This is a genomic window from Tsukamurella ocularis (genome assembly GCF_024807615.1).
In the GTDB taxonomy this organism is placed as follows: Bacteria; Actinomycetota; Actinomycetes; order Mycobacteriales; family Mycobacteriaceae; genus Tsukamurella; species Tsukamurella ocularis.
In genome coordinates, this window is record NZ_JANUCJ010000003.1 from 507,027 (window position 1) to 523,591 (window position 16,565).

Here is a 16,565-nt window from a genome sequence, read left to right on the forward strand (position 1 = left end):
CGCCGAGCACGAGGCGACGCTCGGCCGGACCGCCCGGCGGGTCCACCGGCTGGGCGTCTGACCGGGTGCGACGCTCAGGCCAGGCCCACCCGGACGACGGTGCCCCGCGGCCCGGTGGTGGCCACGGCACGGCCCGTACGGTCACCGTCGGAGAAGTGGAGGGTGAGATCGGCGCCCTCGCCGAGGAAGTTGCGCCACCACTGTTTCTGCTCCGGCATCGCGACGCCGATGACGACCTCGTCGCCCTTGCGCTGATACGCGACCGGCAGTGAGAAGGACTTGCCGGACTTGCGGCCGGTGTAGCTGATGGTGACCATCGACTTGCCCAGCGCCGGCCCGACGACCGGCAGGGACAGCAGCGGCGTGAAAGCGGTGTTGAACAGCTTGGCTCCGCGTTGGAAGAGGTTCATGACACCACGGTAGCCGCGTCGGCATACTGGGGTGGTGAAGCTGATCCTCAACATCATCTGGCTGGTGCTCTGCGGGTTCTGGATGGCCGTGGGGTACGCCGTCGCCGGGATCATCTGCTGCCTGCTCATCGTGACGATCCCGTTCGGACTGGCGTCGTTCCGTATCGCCAACTACGCGCTGTGGCCGTTCGGGCGGACCGTCGTCGATCGTCCCGGCGCGGGCGCGGCGTCGCTGGTGGGGAACATCATCTGGCTGCTCGTCGCGGGGATATGGCTGGCGATCGGGCACATCCTCACCGGGATCGCGCTGTGCCTCACCATCATCGGCATCCCGCTGGCCGTCGCGAACTTCAAGATGATCCGGCTGTCGCTACTGCCCCTGGGCTCGGAGATCGTGCCGACGTCGTAGGTCCGAAGCCCGCGGTCAGCGGCCGAGGACCGCGCGGCGCAGGTCGGGGCGGCGGAGGATCATCGCGAGCCAGATCAGCAGACCCACGTAGACGCCCGAGAGCACGAAGCCGGCGATCGGCTGCTCGGCGCGCAGGTTGATCGCGACGGCGCCGCCGAGGTAGCCCGTGAGATAGACGGCGCCGATCACCGCGGTGCGCGGGATCGTCCACAGCACGACGCCGACGAGCAGAATCAGCCCGATGACCAGGATGTGCTTCTCCTGGAAGCCGAGCTTGCGCGTGCCGTCGATGACCGCCTGCGGCTTCGTCAGCTTGCCGACGACGTCGAAGACGAGGAACGCCCAGACCAGCACGGTGATCACCATGCCCGCGATCCACGACTTGGAGCGCCCCTGCGTAGCGGATTCTGTGGTTGCGGCTGCGTCGGTGGTCATGAGAGGCTCCTCGGTTCGGTGTTCACGGCGTGAACATCTGTAATGTTCACACCGTACACACAACCGATCGGTTGCGTCAATACGCCAGCCGTGCGGCGTCTCGTGGGGGAATCGGCGCCGCGAGGGGGACGACTCCTCCCCCACCGCACGAACGGTGTCTCATGGGGGACGAAACGCCGGGGCCGCGAATCGGCGCGGCGCGGGGGACGGAATGCGGCGCGGGGGACGATGCCGGCGACGCCGGTTCCCAGCGGTTTCGGCAGCGGAATCGCAGGTCGCCGCCACCGAAACCGCCGGCAATCGCGCCGAACCACGCGCGACGGCGGTACCCGCTGCCGATATCCGCGAGCGCTGCTGACTACCGGCAGCGCCGGCAATCATCGGCAGCGCAGAGAGCCGACCGCCGAACGATGGACGGGCGCGCCACGGCTGAGACTATGAGCAACGTCGGGAGCCGACGGACGAACGAGGGACGGGCGGAGGCGTCGCTGCGAACGGTTCTGCAGCCCCCGAAGCGCTAGCGAAGTGGGGCGAGGCCTAGTGAGCAGAGACGCCCCCGCCCGGCCGGCCACCAGGCACCGTCGGACCGACGAGAACGGCCCCCGACCTGCAAGCAGGTCGGGGGCCGTTGTCAGCTACTCAGCTCACCGGTAACCGTCGGAGAAGCCGTAGTCGTCGAGCGGCACCGCGGCGCCGGACGGGGCGCCGAACGCACCCTCCGGGCCGTAGTACTGGTCGTCGAAGGTCGGCACCGAGTACGCGGCCGCGCGGGCCTCCTCGGTGGGCTGCACCTGGATGTTCCGGTACTTGTTGATGCCCGTACCGGCCGGGATGAGCTTGCCGATGATGACGTTCTCCTTGAGGCCCACCAGCTTGTCGGAGCGGGTGTTGATCGCGGCGTCCGTGAGCACGCGGGTGGTCTCCTGGAAGGAGGCCGCCGACAGCCACGAGTCGGTCGCGAGCGAGGCCTTCGTGATGCCCATGAGCACCGGACGGCCGGCCGCGGGCTCGCCGCCCTCGGCGACGACCCGACGGTTCGCGGCCTCGAACTCGGCGCGCTCGGTGAGCGAGCCGGGCAGGAACTCCGTCGAACCCGAATCGATGATCGTCACGCGACGCAGCATCTGCCGCACGATGGTCTCGATGTGCTTGTCGTGGATGGACACACCCTGCGACCGGTACACCTCCTGGACCTCGTTGACCAGGTGCACCTGCACCTGACGCGGGCCCATGACGCGCAGCACCTCGTGCGGGTCGGCAGCGCCCTCGAGGAGCTGCTGGCCCACCTGCACGTGGTCACCGTCGGCAAGCAGACGCTCGGAGCCGTCCTCGTGCTTGAACACGCGGAGACGCTGGCGCTTGCTGATCTTGTCGTACACGACCTCTTCGCTGCCGTCGTCCGGCGTGATGGTGATCGTGTAGAACCGGTCGTCGTCCTCCAGGCGGATTCGGCCGGAGGTCTCGGCGATCGGGGCCTTGCCCTTGGGGACACGGGCCTCGAACAGCTCGGTGACTCGCGGCAGACCGCCGGTGATGTCGTCACCGACGCCACCCTGGTGGAAGGTACGCATCGTCAGCTGGGTACCGGGCTCACCGATCGACTGCGCGGCGACGATACCGACCGCCTCGCCGATGTCGACGAGCTTGCCGGTCGCCATCGAGCGGCCGTAGCAGGTGGCGCAGACACCGGTGCCGGTGGTGCAGGTGAGCACGGAGCGCACCTTCACCTCCGCGATGCCGGCCTCGAGCAGCGCCTCGATCTGGGGGTCGCCCAGGTCGTGGCCGCGCTCGACGACGACGGTGCCGTCCTTGGCGACCGCGTCCTCGGCGAGCGTGCGGGCGTACGCCGAGGTCTCGACGTGCGCGTCGCGGATCAGCGAGCCGTCGGCCTGGACCTCCGCCAGCGGGACGACGATGCCGCGGCTGGTGCCGCAGTCGGTCTCGCGGACGATGACGTCCTGCGAGACGTCGACCAGACGACGGGTCAGGTAGCCCGAGTCGGCCGTACGCAGAGCGGTATCGGCCAGACCCTTACGAGCGCCGTGGGTGTTGATGAAGTACTCCAGCACCGTCAGGCCCTCGCGGAAGGAGGACTTGATGGGACGCGGGATGAACTCACCCTTCGGGTTCGTCACCAGGCCCTTCATGCCCGCCAGGTTGCGCACCTGGGTCATGTTGCCGGTGGCGCCCGACTTCGGGATCATCGTGATCGGGTTGTCTTCGGGGTAGAAGTCATCGATCGCCTTACCGACCTCGTCGGTGGCCTGCTTCCAGATCTCCACCAGCGCGTCGCGACGCTCACCCGAGGTGAGGGCACCGCGGGCGTACTTGCGCTCGATGCCGTCGGCCCGCTCCTCGTAGCGGTCGAGGATGTCCTTCTTGCTCGGGGGAACGAGCACATCGGACATCGAGACCGTCACGCCCGAACGCGTGGCCCAGTAGAAGCCGGCGTCCTTGAGCTTGTCGACGGTCTGCGCGACCACGATCATCAGGTACCGCTCGGCCAGGTCGTTGATGATCACGGCCTGACGCTTCTTCGGCATCTGCTCGTCGATGAACGGGTAGTTCGCCGGGAGCAGCTCGTTGAACAGCACGCGACCCAGGGTGGTCTCGGCCGTCCAGGCCTGACCGCGGGCCCACGCACCGTCGAACAGCTCCGCCTCGACCTCGGCCGACGGGCGCTGCTGCGTGAGCCGCACCTTGATCGGCGCCTGGATCGACAGCTCGCCCAGGTCGACTGCCATGATGGCCTCGGCCGGGGACGAGTACACGCCGGTCTCGGGCTGGTCCTTGGCGGCGGCCGTGTAGTGGCCCTTCGCCTCGGGCTTCTCCGTGGTCAGGTGGTACAGACCGGTCACCATGTCCAGACGGGGCATGGCGAGCGGGCGACCCGACGCCGGCGACAGGATGTTGTTCGAGGACAGCATCAGGATGCGGGCCTCGGCCTGCGCCTCCGCGGACAGCGGGAGGTGCACAGCCATCTGGTCACCGTCGAAGTCGGCGTTGAACGCCTCACAGACGAGCGGGTGCAGCTGGATGGCCTTGCCCTCGACGAGCTGCGGCTCGAAGGCCTGGATACCCAGGCGGTGCAGCGTGGGGGCACGGTTGAGCAGCACGGGGTGCTCGGCGATGACCTCTTCGAGGACGTCCCACACCTGCGGCCGCTGCCGCTCGACCATCCGCTTGGCCGACTTGATGTTCTGCGCGTGGTTGAGATCCACCAGGCGCTTCATCACGAAGGGCTTGAACAGCTCGAGCGCCATCAGCTTCGGCAGGCCGCACTGGTGCAGCTTGAGCTGCGGGCCCACGACGATGACCGAACGGCCCGAGTAGTCCACGCGCTTGCCGAGCAGGTTCTGACGGAACCGGCCCTGCTTGCCCTTGAGCAGATCGGACAGCGACTTGAGCGGGCGGTTGCCCGGTCCGGTGACCGGACGGCCGCGGCGGCCGTTGTCGAACAGCGCGTCGACGGACTCCTGCAGCATCCGCTTCTCGTTGTTGACGATGATCTCGGGCGCGCCGAGGTCGATCAGTCGCTTGAGGCGGTTGTTGCGGTTGATCACGCGACGGTAGAGGTCGTTCAGGTCGGACGTGGCGAACCGGCCACCGTCGAGCTGGACCATCGGGCGCAGCTCCGGCGGGATCACCGGCACCGCGTCGAGGACCATGCCCAGCGGCGAGTTGCCCGACTGCTGGAACGCCGCGACGACCTTGAGCCGCTTGAGGGCGCGGAGCTTCTTCTGCCCCTTGCCCGAGCGGATGGTCTCGCGCAGCGACTCGGCCTCGGCGTCGATGTCGAAGTTCTCGATGAGCTTCTTGATCGCCTCGGCACCCATAGCGCCCTTGAAGTACTCGCCGTAGCGGTCCTGCAGCTCACGGTAGAGCTTCTCGTCGACGATCATGTCCTTCGGCGCGAGCTTGACGAAGGTCGTCCAGATCTCGTCGAGCTCGTCGATGGCACGGCCGGCGCGATCGCGGATCTGCCGCATCTCGCGCTCGCCGCCGTCCTTCACCTTGCGGCGCTGGTCGGCCTTGGCGCCCTCGGCCTCGAGGACGGCCAGGTCGTCCTCGAGCTTCTTGGCGCGGTTCTCGAGATCCACGTCGCGCTGGTCCGCGAGCACCTTCTTCTCGGAGGTGATCTCGGCCTCGAGCGTGGACTGCTCGTTGTGGCGCTGCTCCTCGTCGACCTCGGTGATCACGTAGGCCGCGAAGTAGATGATCTTCTCGAGATCCTTCGGCGCCAGGTCCAGCAGGTAGCCCAAGCGCGACGGGACGCCCTTGAAGTACCAGATGTGGGTGACAGGCGCGGCGAGCTCGATGTGGCCCATCCGCTCACGACGCACCTTGGCGCGAGTGACCTCGACGCCGCAGCGCTCGCAGATGATGCCCTTGAAGCGGACGCGCTTGTACTTGCCGCAGTAGCACTCCCAGTCGCGAGTCGGGCCGAAGATCTTCTCGCAGAAGAGTCCGTCCTTCTCGGGCTTGAGCGTGCGGTAGTTGATGGTCTCGGGCTTCTTGACCTCGCCGTAGCTCCAGTTACGGATGTCATCGGCGGTCGCCAGACCGATCTTCAGTTCGTCGAAGAAGTTAACGTCGAGCACTTCTCTCCTAATTCGTCCGGTTGGCGGGGGCTAGTTCGCGAGGTCTTCGGCGGAGGCGTTCTCGTTGCGCGAGAGGTTGATGCCGAGGTTGGCAGCAGCGCGCTCGAGGTCCTCGTCGTCGCCGTCGGCCATCTCGATGGCGGCACCGTCGGACGACAGCACCTCCACGTTCAGGCAGAGCGACTGGAGCTCCTTGAGGAGCACCTTGAACGACTCGGGGATGCCGGGCTCGGGGATGTTCTCGCCCTTGACGATCGCCTCGTACACCTTCACGCGGCCGACCACATCGTCCGACTTGATGGTGAGCAGCTCCTGCAGGGTGTAGGCGGCGCCGTACGCCTGCATCGCCCAGCACTCCATCTCGCCGAAGCGCTGTCCACCGAACTGCGCCTTACCACCCAGCGGCTGCTGCGTGATCATCGAGTACGGACCGGTGGAGCGGGCGTGGATCTTCTCGTCCACCAGGTGGTGGAGCTTGAGGATGTACATGTAGCCGATGGCCACCGGGTACGGGAAGGGCTCGCCCGAGCGACCGTCGAACAGCGTCGCCTTGCCGTCGGCGCCGACCATGACGTCGCCGTCGCGGTTGGCCAGCGTCGAGCCCAGCAGGCCCGCCAGCTCCTCGTCGCGGGCGCCGTCGAACACCGGCGTCGCGGTGTTGGTGTCCTTGGGCTGGCTGTACATCTCCTCCGGGAGCGCGGACGCCCAGTCGGGGATGTTCCCGTTCTCGTCGCGCACGTCCCAGCCGGTCTTGGCGACCCACCCGAGGTGCGTCTCCAGGATCTGGCCGATGTTCATACGACGGGGCACGCCGTGCGTGTTGAGGATGATGTCGACCGGGGTGCCGTCGGGCAGGAAGGGCATGTCCTCGGCGGGGAGGATCTTGCCGATGACGCCCTTGTTGCCGTGACGGCCGGCCAGCTTGTCGCCGTCCTGGACCTTGCGCTTCTGGGCCACGTACACGCGGACCAGCTCGTTCACGCCGGGGGCCAGCTCGTCGTCGTCGTCGCGCGAGAAGACGCGGACGCCGATGACCTTGCCGGTCTCGCCGTGGGGCACCTTGAGCGACGTGTCGCGGACCTCGCGCGCCTTCTCACCGAAGATCGCGCGGAGCAGCCGCTCCTCCGGGGTCAGCTCGGTCTCGCCCTTCGGGGTGACCTTGCCGACCAGGATGTCGCCGTCGCGGACCTCGGCGCCGATGCGGATGATGCCGCGCTCGTCGAGATCGGCCAGCACCTCGTCGGAGACGTTCGGGATGTCCCGGGTGATCTCCTCGGCGCCCAGCTTCGTGTCGCGGGCATCGATCTCGTGCTCCTCGATGTGGATGGACGTGAGCACGTCCTCCTCCACCAGGCGCTGCGAGAGGATGATCGCGTCCTCGTAGTTGTGGCCCTCCCACGGCATGATCGCCACGAGCAGGTTCTTGCCGAGCGCCATCTCACCGTTGTCGGTGCAGGGGCCGTCGGCCAGGACCTGGCCGGCCTCGACGTGCTGGCCGGCGTTCACGATCGGACGCTGGTTGGCGCAGGTGCCCTGGTTCGACCGCGCGAACTTGCGCAGCTTGTAGGTCTTGCGCGTGCCCTCGTCGGCCATGACGGTGATGAAGTCGGCCGAGACCTCCTCCACGACGCCCGGCTTCTCGGTGATGACGACGTCGCCGGCGTCGACCGCGGCGCGCAGCTCCATACCGGTGCCGACCAGCGGCGACTCGGAACGGACCAGCGGCACGGCCTGACGCTGCATGTTCGCACCCATGAGGGCACGGTTGGCGTCGTCGTGCTCGAGGAACGGGATCATCGCGGTCGCGACCGAGACCATCTGGCGCGGCGAGATGTCCATGTACTCCACGGCGGAGACGGGGACGAACTCCACCTCGGAGCCGCGCTTGCGCACGAGCACCTTGTCGTCGGTCAGGCGGCCGTCGGCGTCGGTGGTCGCATTCGCCTGCGCGATGTAGTAGCGATCCTCCTCGTCGGCCGTCATGTAGACGATCTCGTCGGTGGTCTTGCCGTCCGTGACCTTGCGGTACGGAGTCTCGATGAAGCCGAACGGGTTGACCCGCGCGTACACCGACAGCGAACCGATCAGGCCGATGTTCGGGCCCTCAGGGGTCTCGATCGGGCACATGCGGCCGTAGTGCGACGGGTGGACGTCGCGGACCTCAAGGCCGGCGCGCTCACGCGACAGACCGCCGGGGCCGAGCGCCGACAGGCGACGCTTGTGGGTCAGGCCCGACAGCGGGTTGTTCTGATCCATGAACTGCGAGAGCTGCGAGGTGCCGAAGAACTCCTTGATCGCCGCCGAGACCGGGCGGATGTTGATCAGGGTCTGCGGGGTGATCGCCTCGACGTCCTGCGTGGTCATGCGCTCGCGGACGACGCGCTCCATGCGGGACAGGCCCACGCGGAGCTGGTTCTGGATCAGCTCGCCGACGGTGCGCAGGCGACGGTTGCCGAAGTGGTCGATGTCGTCGACCTCGACGGGGACCTCGACGCCGTCCGGCACGGTCATGTAGGTGAGCTGCTCCGACGGCGCCTCGTGCAGGCGCACGAGGTACTCGATCGTCGCAACGATGTCCTCCTCGGTGAGCACCAGCGGCTGCGTGCCGTCGGAGTTCGCCGGGAGACCGAGCTTCTTGTTGAGCTTGTACCGGCCGACGCGGGCCAGGTCGTAGCGCTTCTCCTTGAAGAACAGGTTCTCCAGCAGGGTCTGTGCCGACTCCTTCGTGGGCGGCTCGCCCGGGCGCAGCTTGCGGTAGATGTCGAGCAGGGCCTCGTCGGTGCCGGCCGTGTTGTCCTTCTCGAGGGTGGACCGCATGATCTCCGAGAAGCCGAAGCGCTCGAGGATCTGCTCCGTGGTCCAACCGAGCGCCTTGAGCAGCACGGTGACGGGCTGGCGGCGCTTGCGGTCGATGCGGACACCGACGGTGTCGCGCTTGTCGACGTCGAACTCGAGCCACGCACCGCGGGCCGGGATGACCTTGACGCTGTGCAGCGGCTTCTCGGTCGACTTGTCGATGTTCTCGTCGAAGTACACGCCCGGGCTACGGACGAGCTGCGAGACGACGACGCGCTCGGTGCCGTTGATGATGAACGTGCCCTTGTCCGTCATCATGGGGAAATCGCCCATGAAAACGGTCTGCGACTTGATCTCGCCGGTGTTGTTGTTGATGAACTCGGCGGTGACGAACAGCGGTGCCGCGTACGTCATGTCCTTGTCCTTGCACTCCTCGATCGAGGCCTTGACCTCGTCGAAGCGCGGATCGGAGAAGGAGAGAGACATCGAGCCCGAGAAGTCCTCGATCGGAGACAGCTCAGCGAGGATGTCCTCCAGACCGCCGGTGGGCTGTGCCTCGCCGCGCGCAGCGGCCTTGTCCCGCCAAGCGGGCGTACCGACGAGCCAGTCGAACGAGTCGATCTGCAGGTCGAGCAGGCCCGGTACGGGAAGCGGCTCGGAGATCTTCGCGAACGACACGCGCTTGGGCGCTCCGGGCACCACGGCGTCGTTCTGATCGTTCTGAGTCTGGCTGGAGACGGAGACTGCCAAGATGCGTCCTCTGCTGTGACTAGTAACGTTGCCAAAATTGTGCTGACGGCAACCCGCAGAGTACGGCCCCATTCGAGGGCGAATATTCAGATGGGCAGGAGGCAGCCAGCGCAACGTCCAACATTAACAGAGGAATGTCCACCCCGCAAGGGGCAGTCCAGACTAAGCCCCGAGAGGCTTGGGCGCAAGCATGACGCGCGCCGTTCTTCGAACACCGGCATCGTCGGTCGGCTGTGCCGTCGGCCCCGGCCGCGGGCTGGCTGCCGTGCGGGCCGGAAGCACCCGAGGATGCTCTCACGTGGACACGAGCACATCGCGTCCTGCCGATAACTGTGACCCGAATCCGCGCGGACGTCAAGCGAAACCGCCGATTTCCTTCGAATATCGGGGCCGACCCCACCCCGGAGACGCCGACACCGGCCCGGGAAGCGCTTCCGGGCCGGTGTCGGCAGTTACTACGACGGTGCGGTCAGCGCCCGTCCTCGACCTTCGGCAAGTGGTCGGTGGGATTCTCATCCACCTGCGTCACCTGGTAGGCCGACGTCGGCGACTCGTCACCGGCGTACTCCTGCTGGATCGAGACGGGAGCCGTCTCGGGGACCTGCTGGTACTGCTCCGCCACCGCGGCGACAGGGACCGTCGTGGCGTAGTCGGCCGGATCGTCGCCGAGGTCGCGGCGGATGGCGATCTGCGCCTTCTCCGGCAGCGTCGGCAGGATCTGGCGGACACGGGCCTTGCGTCGCTGCTCGCCCTTGCGGGGCGGCATGCCCGGCGTGGGCTGCATCTGCGGGGCGATCTCGTCCGGGACGTCGACGCCACCGTCGGAGTGGCCGGCGGCGACGCGGGCGAGCTCCGCCTCCATCTGCGCCGAGTCCTTCTCCTCCGACATGCCGATCGGGCCGATCATCGAACCGGATAGGAACTGCTTGACCACGGGCTCCTCCGAGGTGAGCAGCACCTCGCGGGGGCCGAACATCACCAGATGCTTGAGGAAGAGCATGCCCATGTTGTCCGGCACCGTGCGGGCGATGTTGATGTTGTGCGAGACGATCAGCGTCGTGCAGTCGATCTGCGCGTTGATGTCCATCAGCAGCTGGCTGGTGTAGGTGGTACGCACGGGATCCAGGCCCGAGTCCGGCTCGTCGACGAGCATGATCTTCGGGTCCATCACGAGCGCGCGGGCCAGGCCGGCGCGCTTACGCATACCGCCGGAGATCTCGCCCGGGAGCTTGTCCTCAGCGCCGATCAGACCGACCATCTCGAGCTTCTCCATCGTGATCTGACGGATCTCGCTCTCCTTCTTCTTCGTGTGCTCACGAAGGGGGAAGGCCGTGTTGTCGTACAGGTTCATCGAGCCGAACAGCGCGCCGTCCTGGAACAGCACACCGAACATCTTGCGGATCTCGTACAGCTCCGAGGACGTACACGTGAGGATGTCCGTGCCGTCGATGATGATCTCGCCCTCCTCCGGGCGCAGCAGACCGATCAGGGACTTCAAGAACACCGACTTACCGGTACCCGACGGGCCGAGCAGAACCGAGACCTCGCCCGCGGGCAGGGTCAACGAAACGTCGGACCAGATGTTCTGGGACCCGAACGACTTCGTCAGGTTCTTGGTAGTTACTTCGACACCCACTGTCGAGACCTTTCGTCGCTTCCAGGTGTGGCTCGCGCCACAGACCGCTGGGAGCACAGTACCCCAGTACCCGCTGGTGGCGGTACCGGACCTGTTCGCTTCGGACGGGGCGGCACCGTCGGAAACGAGAACCGCCCCGTCGCACTGGGCGACGGGGCGGTTACAGCACTGACGTGCGGTTCGGTTATTACTTGACCGAAACCGACGCGCCGGCCTCCTCGAGCTTGGCCTTGGCAGCCTCGGCGGCGTCCTTGTCGACCTTCTCCAGGATCGCCTTGGGGGCGCCCTCGACGAGGTCCTTGGCCTCCTTCAGGCCGAGGCCCGAAACCAGCTCGCGGACGACCTTGATGACCTGGATCTTCTTGTCGCCGGCGCCATCGAGGATGACGTCGAACTCGTCCTGCTCGGCAGCGGCGTCGGCGCCGCCGGCGGCGGGGGCCGCACCGGCAGCCGCGACGGCGACCGGAGCAGCAGCGGTGACCTCGAAGGTCTCCTCGAAGGCCTTCACGAACTCGCTGAGCTCGAGCAGGGTGAGCTCCTTGAACTGGTCAAGCAACTCGTCGGTGGTGAGCTTCGCCATGGTGGCGTCCTTCCGTTAGAACTTGCTCGCTGATCCGCGAGGCAAGGGGTGGTGTGCTGGGGATCAGCGGTATTACGCGGCAGCCTCTTCGGCGGCCTTCTTCTCCTGCAGCGCGGCGGCCAGGCGGGCCACCTGCGAAGCGGGAGCGTTGAACAGGCCAGCGGCCTTCGCCAAGTTGCCCTTCATGGCACCGGCGAGCTTGGCCAGGAGCACCTCGCGCGACTCGAGATCGGCGATGCGCTCGACCTCGGCCACGGACAGCGCCTTGCCGTCCATGTAGCCGCCCTTGATGACCAGGGCCTTGTTGTCCTTGGCGAACTTCTTGATCGCCTTGGCGGCCTCGACCGGCTCACCCTCGATGAAGGCGATAGCGGTCGGACCCACGAACAGCTCGTCCAGTCCCTCGACGCCGGCGTCCTTGGCGGCGAGCTTGACCAGGGTGTTCTTGGCGACGGAGTAGGTAGCACCCTCTCCGAGCGAACGACGCAGCTCGGTGATGGAACCGACCGACAGCCCGCGGTACTCGGTCACCACGGTGGCCGTGGACTTGGAGAACTGCTCAGCGATCTCAGCGACTGCTGCGACCTTTTCGGCGTTTGCCATACTTCGCCTCCTCTCTACGTGTCATCCGTCTGTGGAGGCCTTGCCCTGAAACGACGAGAACCCCGGCGCAGGGCGCACGGGGTTCATGAAGAATCCTCGTCCTCCTGCGTGGGTCGCCGGCTCGGGGCCGGACCTTCGATCAGGCTTGCGCCTGATGACCGACGGTCTTCGGTGGAACGGTCCGGTTGTCACCGGATTCCGAGGGACCAGAGTACGCGAGTGCTGGTCCGTCGCCAAATCGTCGTTCGACGGTGCGCTGCAGCCCCTCCGCCGGGCATTCCGGGTGCGGATGCATTCCCGCACCCGTTCCGCCCGGTCGCACCCGGCACGCCGGGTGCGCTGGCGCATTCCGGGTGCGGGAGAGCATCCGCACCCTGTTCATCCGCCGATCAACCGACGGCGACGCCGGATTCGGTGTAGACGATGCGCAGGGCGAGACCGGCCTCCGGGCCCATGACGCGGGCAGCGAGCTCGACGAGGGCGGCCGTGAACGACGGGCCGTGGGCCGCACCGTCGGCTCCCGTGGAAGCGACGACGTGATGCGCGAGCTCGTGCAGGATCACCAGCTCGCGGAGCGCCCAGGCACCGTCGCGCCCGGCGGGGACGGCGACGACCGGCCCGCCAGGACCGCTCTCGTAGTGCGCGCCAGCGGCGCCCGCGCGGGCCCGCACCCGCACCACACCGGGGCCGAGCACGCGATCGGCGTAGGCCTGCACCGAGTCGACGGAGGCGAAACGGGCCTCGGGCGGCAGCGTCAGCGGCACCCCCAGCACGTCGACGGTGCGCCCCGCCCCCGCGTGCTCGAACAGGCCGCGGACCAGCTCCTCCGCGCGATAGACCGCGGCCCGCTGCGCGTCCCTAACCAGCGGGGCTACACATCCTTGGCGACCTTGAGCTGCTCGATGATCGCCTTGCCCGTCGCGGCCATGTCGTCGCGGCCGATCGGGATGACGAGCATCGCGTAGGTCTGCGGTGCGGAGGCGATCACGATGACCGTGACGTCGTCGCCCGCGACGGTGAGCTTGTCGCCCGTGACCAGGATCTTGCCCGTGACCTTGGCGGCGGACACCCCGTCGACGGTGATCATCTCGGCCGCGGACTGCTCCACCCGCTTGGAGGTCACGTTGAGGTAGCCGGCGCCGTCCGCGATGCACTGGATCATCCGCGAGGCGGCGTCCTTCGGGTCCAGCTTCGACGTGAAATTGGTCTGGCCGACCTCTGCGCCGGCCTGCCAGGGCTGGCCGTCGCCCATCGATTTCTGCAGGCCGGCGGCGGCGATGCTCTGCGCGTACACGGTGTAGCTCTCCTGCTCCCAGCCCGGCGCGGCCGCGACGGGGAAGGACAGCGGGCCCGAGGCGACGCGGTCGGTGATCGGTGAGGCCAGGCCGGTGCCGGGCACGCCGCAGTCGCCGCCCGTGCTGGGCGTGACCGAGGTGGGGCCGGCGCTCGGCGCGGCGCTCCGGTCGCTCTCGTCGGAGCCCGAGTTCACGACCAGCAGGACCGCAGCGATCGCCACCGCGATCACCAGCACCACCGCGATGCCGATAGCGGCGTAGAGACCGGTGCGGTTCGGCTTCTGCGGCTGCCCCTGCTGGCCGGGGTACTGCTGACCGGGGTACTGCTGCCCCGGGTACTGCTGCCCCGGGTACTGGTAGCCCTGCTGCTGGTAAGGCTGCTGCTGCCCGTACGGATTCGCCTGCTGCCCGTACCCGTACTGGTAGCCGCCCTGCGCGTACGGATCAGGCTGCGCGTACGGATCAGGCTGCTGTCCGTTCGGATCCTGCGGGTTGCTCATACGTCCCTCGCCACCTTGAGCTGCTCGAAGACCTGCTGGGCCACCGCCGCGAGGGCGGTGTCCCCGATCGGGGTGTCCGACTCGAAGTATGCCTGGGGCGCCGAGCCGATGACCACAACAGTAACCACGTCGCCCGGAATCGCGAGGCCCTCGCGGCTGACGAGGATGCGGCCGACGGCCCGCGCGGCGGGCACCCCGTCGACGGCGATCGCCTCCGGCTCGGTCAGTCCCACGAGCCGCGGCCGGTAGGAGTCGTACCGGCTGCTCGCGACGATGCACGGGATGATCCGGCGCGCGGCCTCCGCGACCGGCACCTTGGGCGCGAAGGTGGTGAGCCCCACCTCGACGTGCGCGTCCCACTTATGTCCAGGCACCGTGGTGCGCAGGCCCGCCGCCTGCGCGCCGGGCGCGAAGAGCTGGTAGCGCTGCGGCGTCCAGCCCGGCGCCGCGGAAACCGGGAAGGACACCGGACCGGAGACCACGCGCTGGCCGATCGGCGTGGTCGAGCCGGCGCCGGGGAGCCCGCAGGTACTCGCACTCCCTGAGGCCGCCGACCTCGCGCCCGCGACCGTCGAAGAGCCGCCGGAACCGCCCTTCATCAGCAGCGTCGCGAGCATCGCGACCAGCACGACGGCGACGACCGCTCCCCCGACCGCCCACCACAGCCCCGCGTTTCCGCGCGCCGGTAGTGGCGCCGGGGACAGCGGGGGCGGCGGGTACGGGTTCACGGCCGGCGCTGCTCCAGGGCGCCGCGGCCGCCGCTCAGCTCGGAATGGGTACCGAGACGCGCGGACCGGCCGGCCCGGTCACCCGCACGGCGGGCACCGTCGGAGTAGCCGGCGGAGGCGGCGGACCCGCGCCAGCGTCCCCGCGCCGTGGACTCGCCCTGATAGAAGGACGCGAGCTCGACCTCCTTGTCGCGCAGCGCGAGTGCGGTGCCCGACTCGTCCCGCTCGGTAGCCTGCGCCGTGGCGGCGGCGCGCGCGTCCGCGAGCCGCGCCCCGATGCGGGCCGCGAAGGCCGACTGGAAGTTGATCCGCGCCGTGACCCCCGAGACCGGCTTGGTCTCCACCCAGCGGCGGCGGGTGCGCCGATCCTCGTACAGCTGCTGCACCGTCTCCGACTTGTGTGCGCCCGAGCGGAGGTAGGCGTCCGAGGCGCGGACCATCTGGATCACCAGGGACGCGTACAGCGCCTCGCACGCGTCGACGTCCTCCGCGAAGCCGTAGGCGAAGACGAACGTGGAGTTGGAGGCCACGTCGCACCGCACGTCGTTCGACTGGGCGATCGCGACGAAGAGCTCGACGAAGGTGCGCAGGCCGCGTCGGCCCGCCTCCCCGATCCGGACCGTGCGCTGCTCGGGGACGGCGCGGGCCCGCTCGGTGCCGCGCTGGTGCGCGCGGGCCACGGCGAGGTCGATCGACGCGGCCGTCGCGAGCCGCTGCGCAGCCTCGGTGAACGTGGCGGCCTCGTGCTCGTTATCGGTGCCCTCCGCCTGCCGCAGCAGCGCCCCGATGCGGGCGAGCAGTCTGTCGTCGTCCATGGGCGCGAGGATACCGGCGCACACCGACAGGTTCACGGCCACGACCGGCGGCGCCTTCACTGCGCTGACCCGCTCTTCGCGCTGCCGGCGAACGGCGCGATCCTCCTGCTCGTCCTTCTGGTCGCGAACTCGGCGGCCGCGCTGATTTAACGCGGGTACGACGAAGCCCCCGACCGCTCGAAGAGCGATCGGGGGCTTACGTCAGACCCGATGAGGCCTCGAGGCTCAGGCCTCGTCCTCGGTGAGGTTGCTCACGCGACTCGGATCCACCTGGATGCCCGGTCCGGTGGTCGTCGAGACGGTGACCTTCTTCAGGTACCGGCCCTTCGCCGCCGACGGCTTCGCGCGCAGGATCTCGTCCAGCGCGGCGCCGTAGTTCTCCACCAGCTGCTTGGCGTCGAAGGACGCCTTGCCGATCACGAAGTGCAGGTTCGACGCCTTGTCGACGCGGAACGTGATCTTGCCGCCCTTGATGTCGCCCACGGCCTTGGTCACGTCGGGAGTGACGGTGCCGGTCTTCGGGTTCGGCATGAGGCCACGGGGGCCGAGCACGCGAGCAATGCGACCGACCTTGGCCATCTGGTCCGGGGTGGCGATCGCGGCGTCGAACTCGAGCCAGCCGCCCTGGATCTTCTCGATCAGGTCCTCGGCGCCCACCTCGTCGGCACCCGCGGCCTTGGCCTCCTCGGCCTTGTCGCCGACGGCGAAGACGATCACGCGGGCCGTCTTACCGGTGCCGTTCGGCAGGTTGACGGTGCCGCGCACCATCTGATCGGCCTTGCGGGGGTCGACACCGAGGCGCATCGCGACCTCGACGGTGGCGTCCTGCTTGGTGGAGGAGGTCTCCTTGGCCAGCGACACAGCCTCGAGCGGGCTGTACAGCTTGTCCTTATCGACCTTCTCGGCAGCGGCCTTGTAGGCCTTGCTGTTCTTGCTCATGAAAACTCTTTCGTTTCTTGCCCGGCTAGTGGGCAGTGAGTGGTTCTGCGGGCCGAGCGGGCCCTCCC

Annotated in this window: 12 protein-coding genes and 1 pseudogene; 1 reads left to right on the forward strand and 12 read right to left on the reverse strand. The window is 68.2% G+C overall.

Going from position 1 to position 16,565, the window contains the following annotated elements:
• Nucleotides 1-74: 74 nt before the first annotated feature.
• The gene (locus HNP44_RS13895) at nucleotides 75-410 is read right to left on the reverse strand and encodes a hypothetical protein (protein WP_259141048.1); all 336 of its coding nucleotides are present in this window, start codon (nucleotides 408-410) and stop codon (nucleotides 75-77) included.
• A 34-nt stretch (nucleotides 411-444) separates the two neighbouring features.
• On the opposite strand from HNP44_RS13895, the gene HNP44_RS13900 reads away from it, so the two are divergent.
• Complete coding sequence (locus HNP44_RS13900) at nucleotides 445-819, forward strand: YccF domain-containing protein (protein WP_224646827.1); 375 nt, start codon at nucleotides 445-447, stop codon at nucleotides 817-819.
• A 15-nt stretch (nucleotides 820-834) separates the two neighbouring features.
• Here HNP44_RS13900 and HNP44_RS13905 read toward each other — a convergent pair whose 3' ends face one another.
• The 11 genes and pseudogenes from HNP44_RS13905 to rplA form a co-directional block, all read right to left on the reverse strand.
• Nucleotides 835-1,254: a DoxX family protein gene (locus tag HNP44_RS13905; RefSeq protein WP_259141049.1), complete on the reverse strand. Its 420-nt coding sequence runs from the start codon at nucleotides 1,252-1,254 to the stop codon at nucleotides 835-837.
• 644 nt (nucleotides 1,255-1,898) lie between these two features.
• The gene (locus tag HNP44_RS13910) at nucleotides 1,899-5,855 is read right to left on the reverse strand and encodes a DNA-directed RNA polymerase subunit beta' (protein ID WP_259141050.1); all 3,957 of its coding nucleotides are present in this window, start codon (nucleotides 5,853-5,855) and stop codon (nucleotides 1,899-1,901) included.
• 30 nt (nucleotides 5,856-5,885) lie between these two features.
• A pseudogene (gene rpoB, locus HNP44_RS13915) lies at nucleotides 5,886-9,436 on the reverse strand (DNA-directed RNA polymerase subunit beta).
• A gap of 434 nt (nucleotides 9,437-9,870) precedes the next feature.
• Nucleotides 9,871-11,037 carry an ABC transporter ATP-binding protein gene (locus HNP44_RS13920; RefSeq protein ID WP_259141052.1) on the reverse strand — a complete coding sequence of 389 codons (1,167 nt, stop codon included), beginning with the start codon at nucleotides 11,035-11,037 and terminating at the stop codon, nucleotides 9,871-9,873.
• A gap of 187 nt (nucleotides 11,038-11,224) precedes the next feature.
• The gene (rplL, locus tag HNP44_RS13925; protein ID WP_224651964.1) at nucleotides 11,225-11,617 is read right to left on the reverse strand and encodes a 50S ribosomal protein L7/L12; all 393 of its coding nucleotides are present in this window, start codon (nucleotides 11,615-11,617) and stop codon (nucleotides 11,225-11,227) included.
• Nucleotides 11,618-11,689: 72 nt separating this feature from the next.
• A complete protein-coding gene (gene rplJ / locus HNP44_RS13930) occupies nucleotides 11,690-12,220 on the reverse strand; it encodes a 50S ribosomal protein L10 (RefSeq protein ID WP_224651966.1) in 531 nt (176 codons plus the stop codon).
• Nucleotides 12,221-12,609: 389 nt separating this feature from the next.
• Nucleotides 12,610-13,086: a TIGR04338 family metallohydrolase gene (locus HNP44_RS13935; RefSeq protein ID WP_259141187.1), complete on the reverse strand. Its 477-nt coding sequence runs from the start codon at nucleotides 13,084-13,086 to the stop codon at nucleotides 12,610-12,612.
• 5 nt (nucleotides 13,087-13,091) lie between these two features.
• Complete coding sequence (locus HNP44_RS13940; RefSeq protein WP_259141191.1) at nucleotides 13,092-14,015, reverse strand: hypothetical protein; 924 nt, start codon at nucleotides 14,013-14,015, stop codon at nucleotides 13,092-13,094.
• Nucleotides 14,012-14,743 carry a hypothetical protein gene (locus HNP44_RS13945; protein ID WP_259141053.1) on the reverse strand — a complete coding sequence of 244 codons (732 nt, stop codon included), beginning with the start codon at nucleotides 14,741-14,743 and terminating at the stop codon, nucleotides 14,012-14,014. The genes HNP44_RS13940 and HNP44_RS13945 overlap by 4 nt, the downstream gene beginning before the upstream one ends.
• On the reverse strand, nucleotides 14,740-15,558 hold the full coding sequence (locus HNP44_RS13950) for a DUF2786 domain-containing protein (RefSeq protein ID WP_259141054.1): 819 nt from the start codon (nucleotides 15,556-15,558) through the stop codon (nucleotides 14,740-14,742). The genes HNP44_RS13945 and HNP44_RS13950 overlap by 4 nt, the downstream gene beginning before the upstream one ends.
• Nucleotides 15,559-15,783: 225 nt before the next feature.
• A complete protein-coding gene (gene rplA / locus HNP44_RS13955) occupies nucleotides 15,784-16,497 on the reverse strand; it encodes a 50S ribosomal protein L1 (RefSeq protein WP_224647609.1) in 714 nt (237 codons plus the stop codon).
• Nucleotides 16,498-16,565 lie beyond the last annotated feature (68 nt).

Excerpts from the sequence above, each read along its gene's own strand:
- HNP44_RS13895 (WP_259141048.1), bottom strand. The coding sequence starts at position 410 with ATGAACCTCTTCCAACGCGGAGCCAAGCTGTTCAACACCGCTTTCACG.
- HNP44_RS13905 (WP_259141049.1), bottom strand. The coding sequence starts at position 1,254 with ATGACCACCGACGCAGCCGCAACCACAGAATCCGCTACGCAGGGGCGC.
- rplL (WP_224651964.1), bottom strand. The coding sequence starts at position 11,617 with ATGGCGAAGCTCACCACCGACGAGTTGCTTGACCAGTTCAAGGAGCTC.
- rplJ (WP_224651966.1), bottom strand. The coding sequence starts at position 12,220 with ATGGCAAACGCCGAAAAGGTCGCAGCAGTCGCTGAGATCGCTGAGCAG.
- HNP44_RS13940 (WP_259141191.1), bottom strand. The coding sequence starts at position 14,015 with ATGAGCAACCCGCAGGATCCGAACGGACAGCAGCCTGATCCGTACGCG.
- HNP44_RS13950 (WP_259141054.1), bottom strand. The coding sequence starts at position 15,558 with ATGGACGACGACAGACTGCTCGCCCGCATCGGGGCGCTGCTGCGGCAG.
- rplA (WP_224647609.1), bottom strand. The coding sequence starts at position 16,497 with ATGAGCAAGAACAGCAAGGCCTACAAGGCCGCTGCCGAGAAGGTCGAT.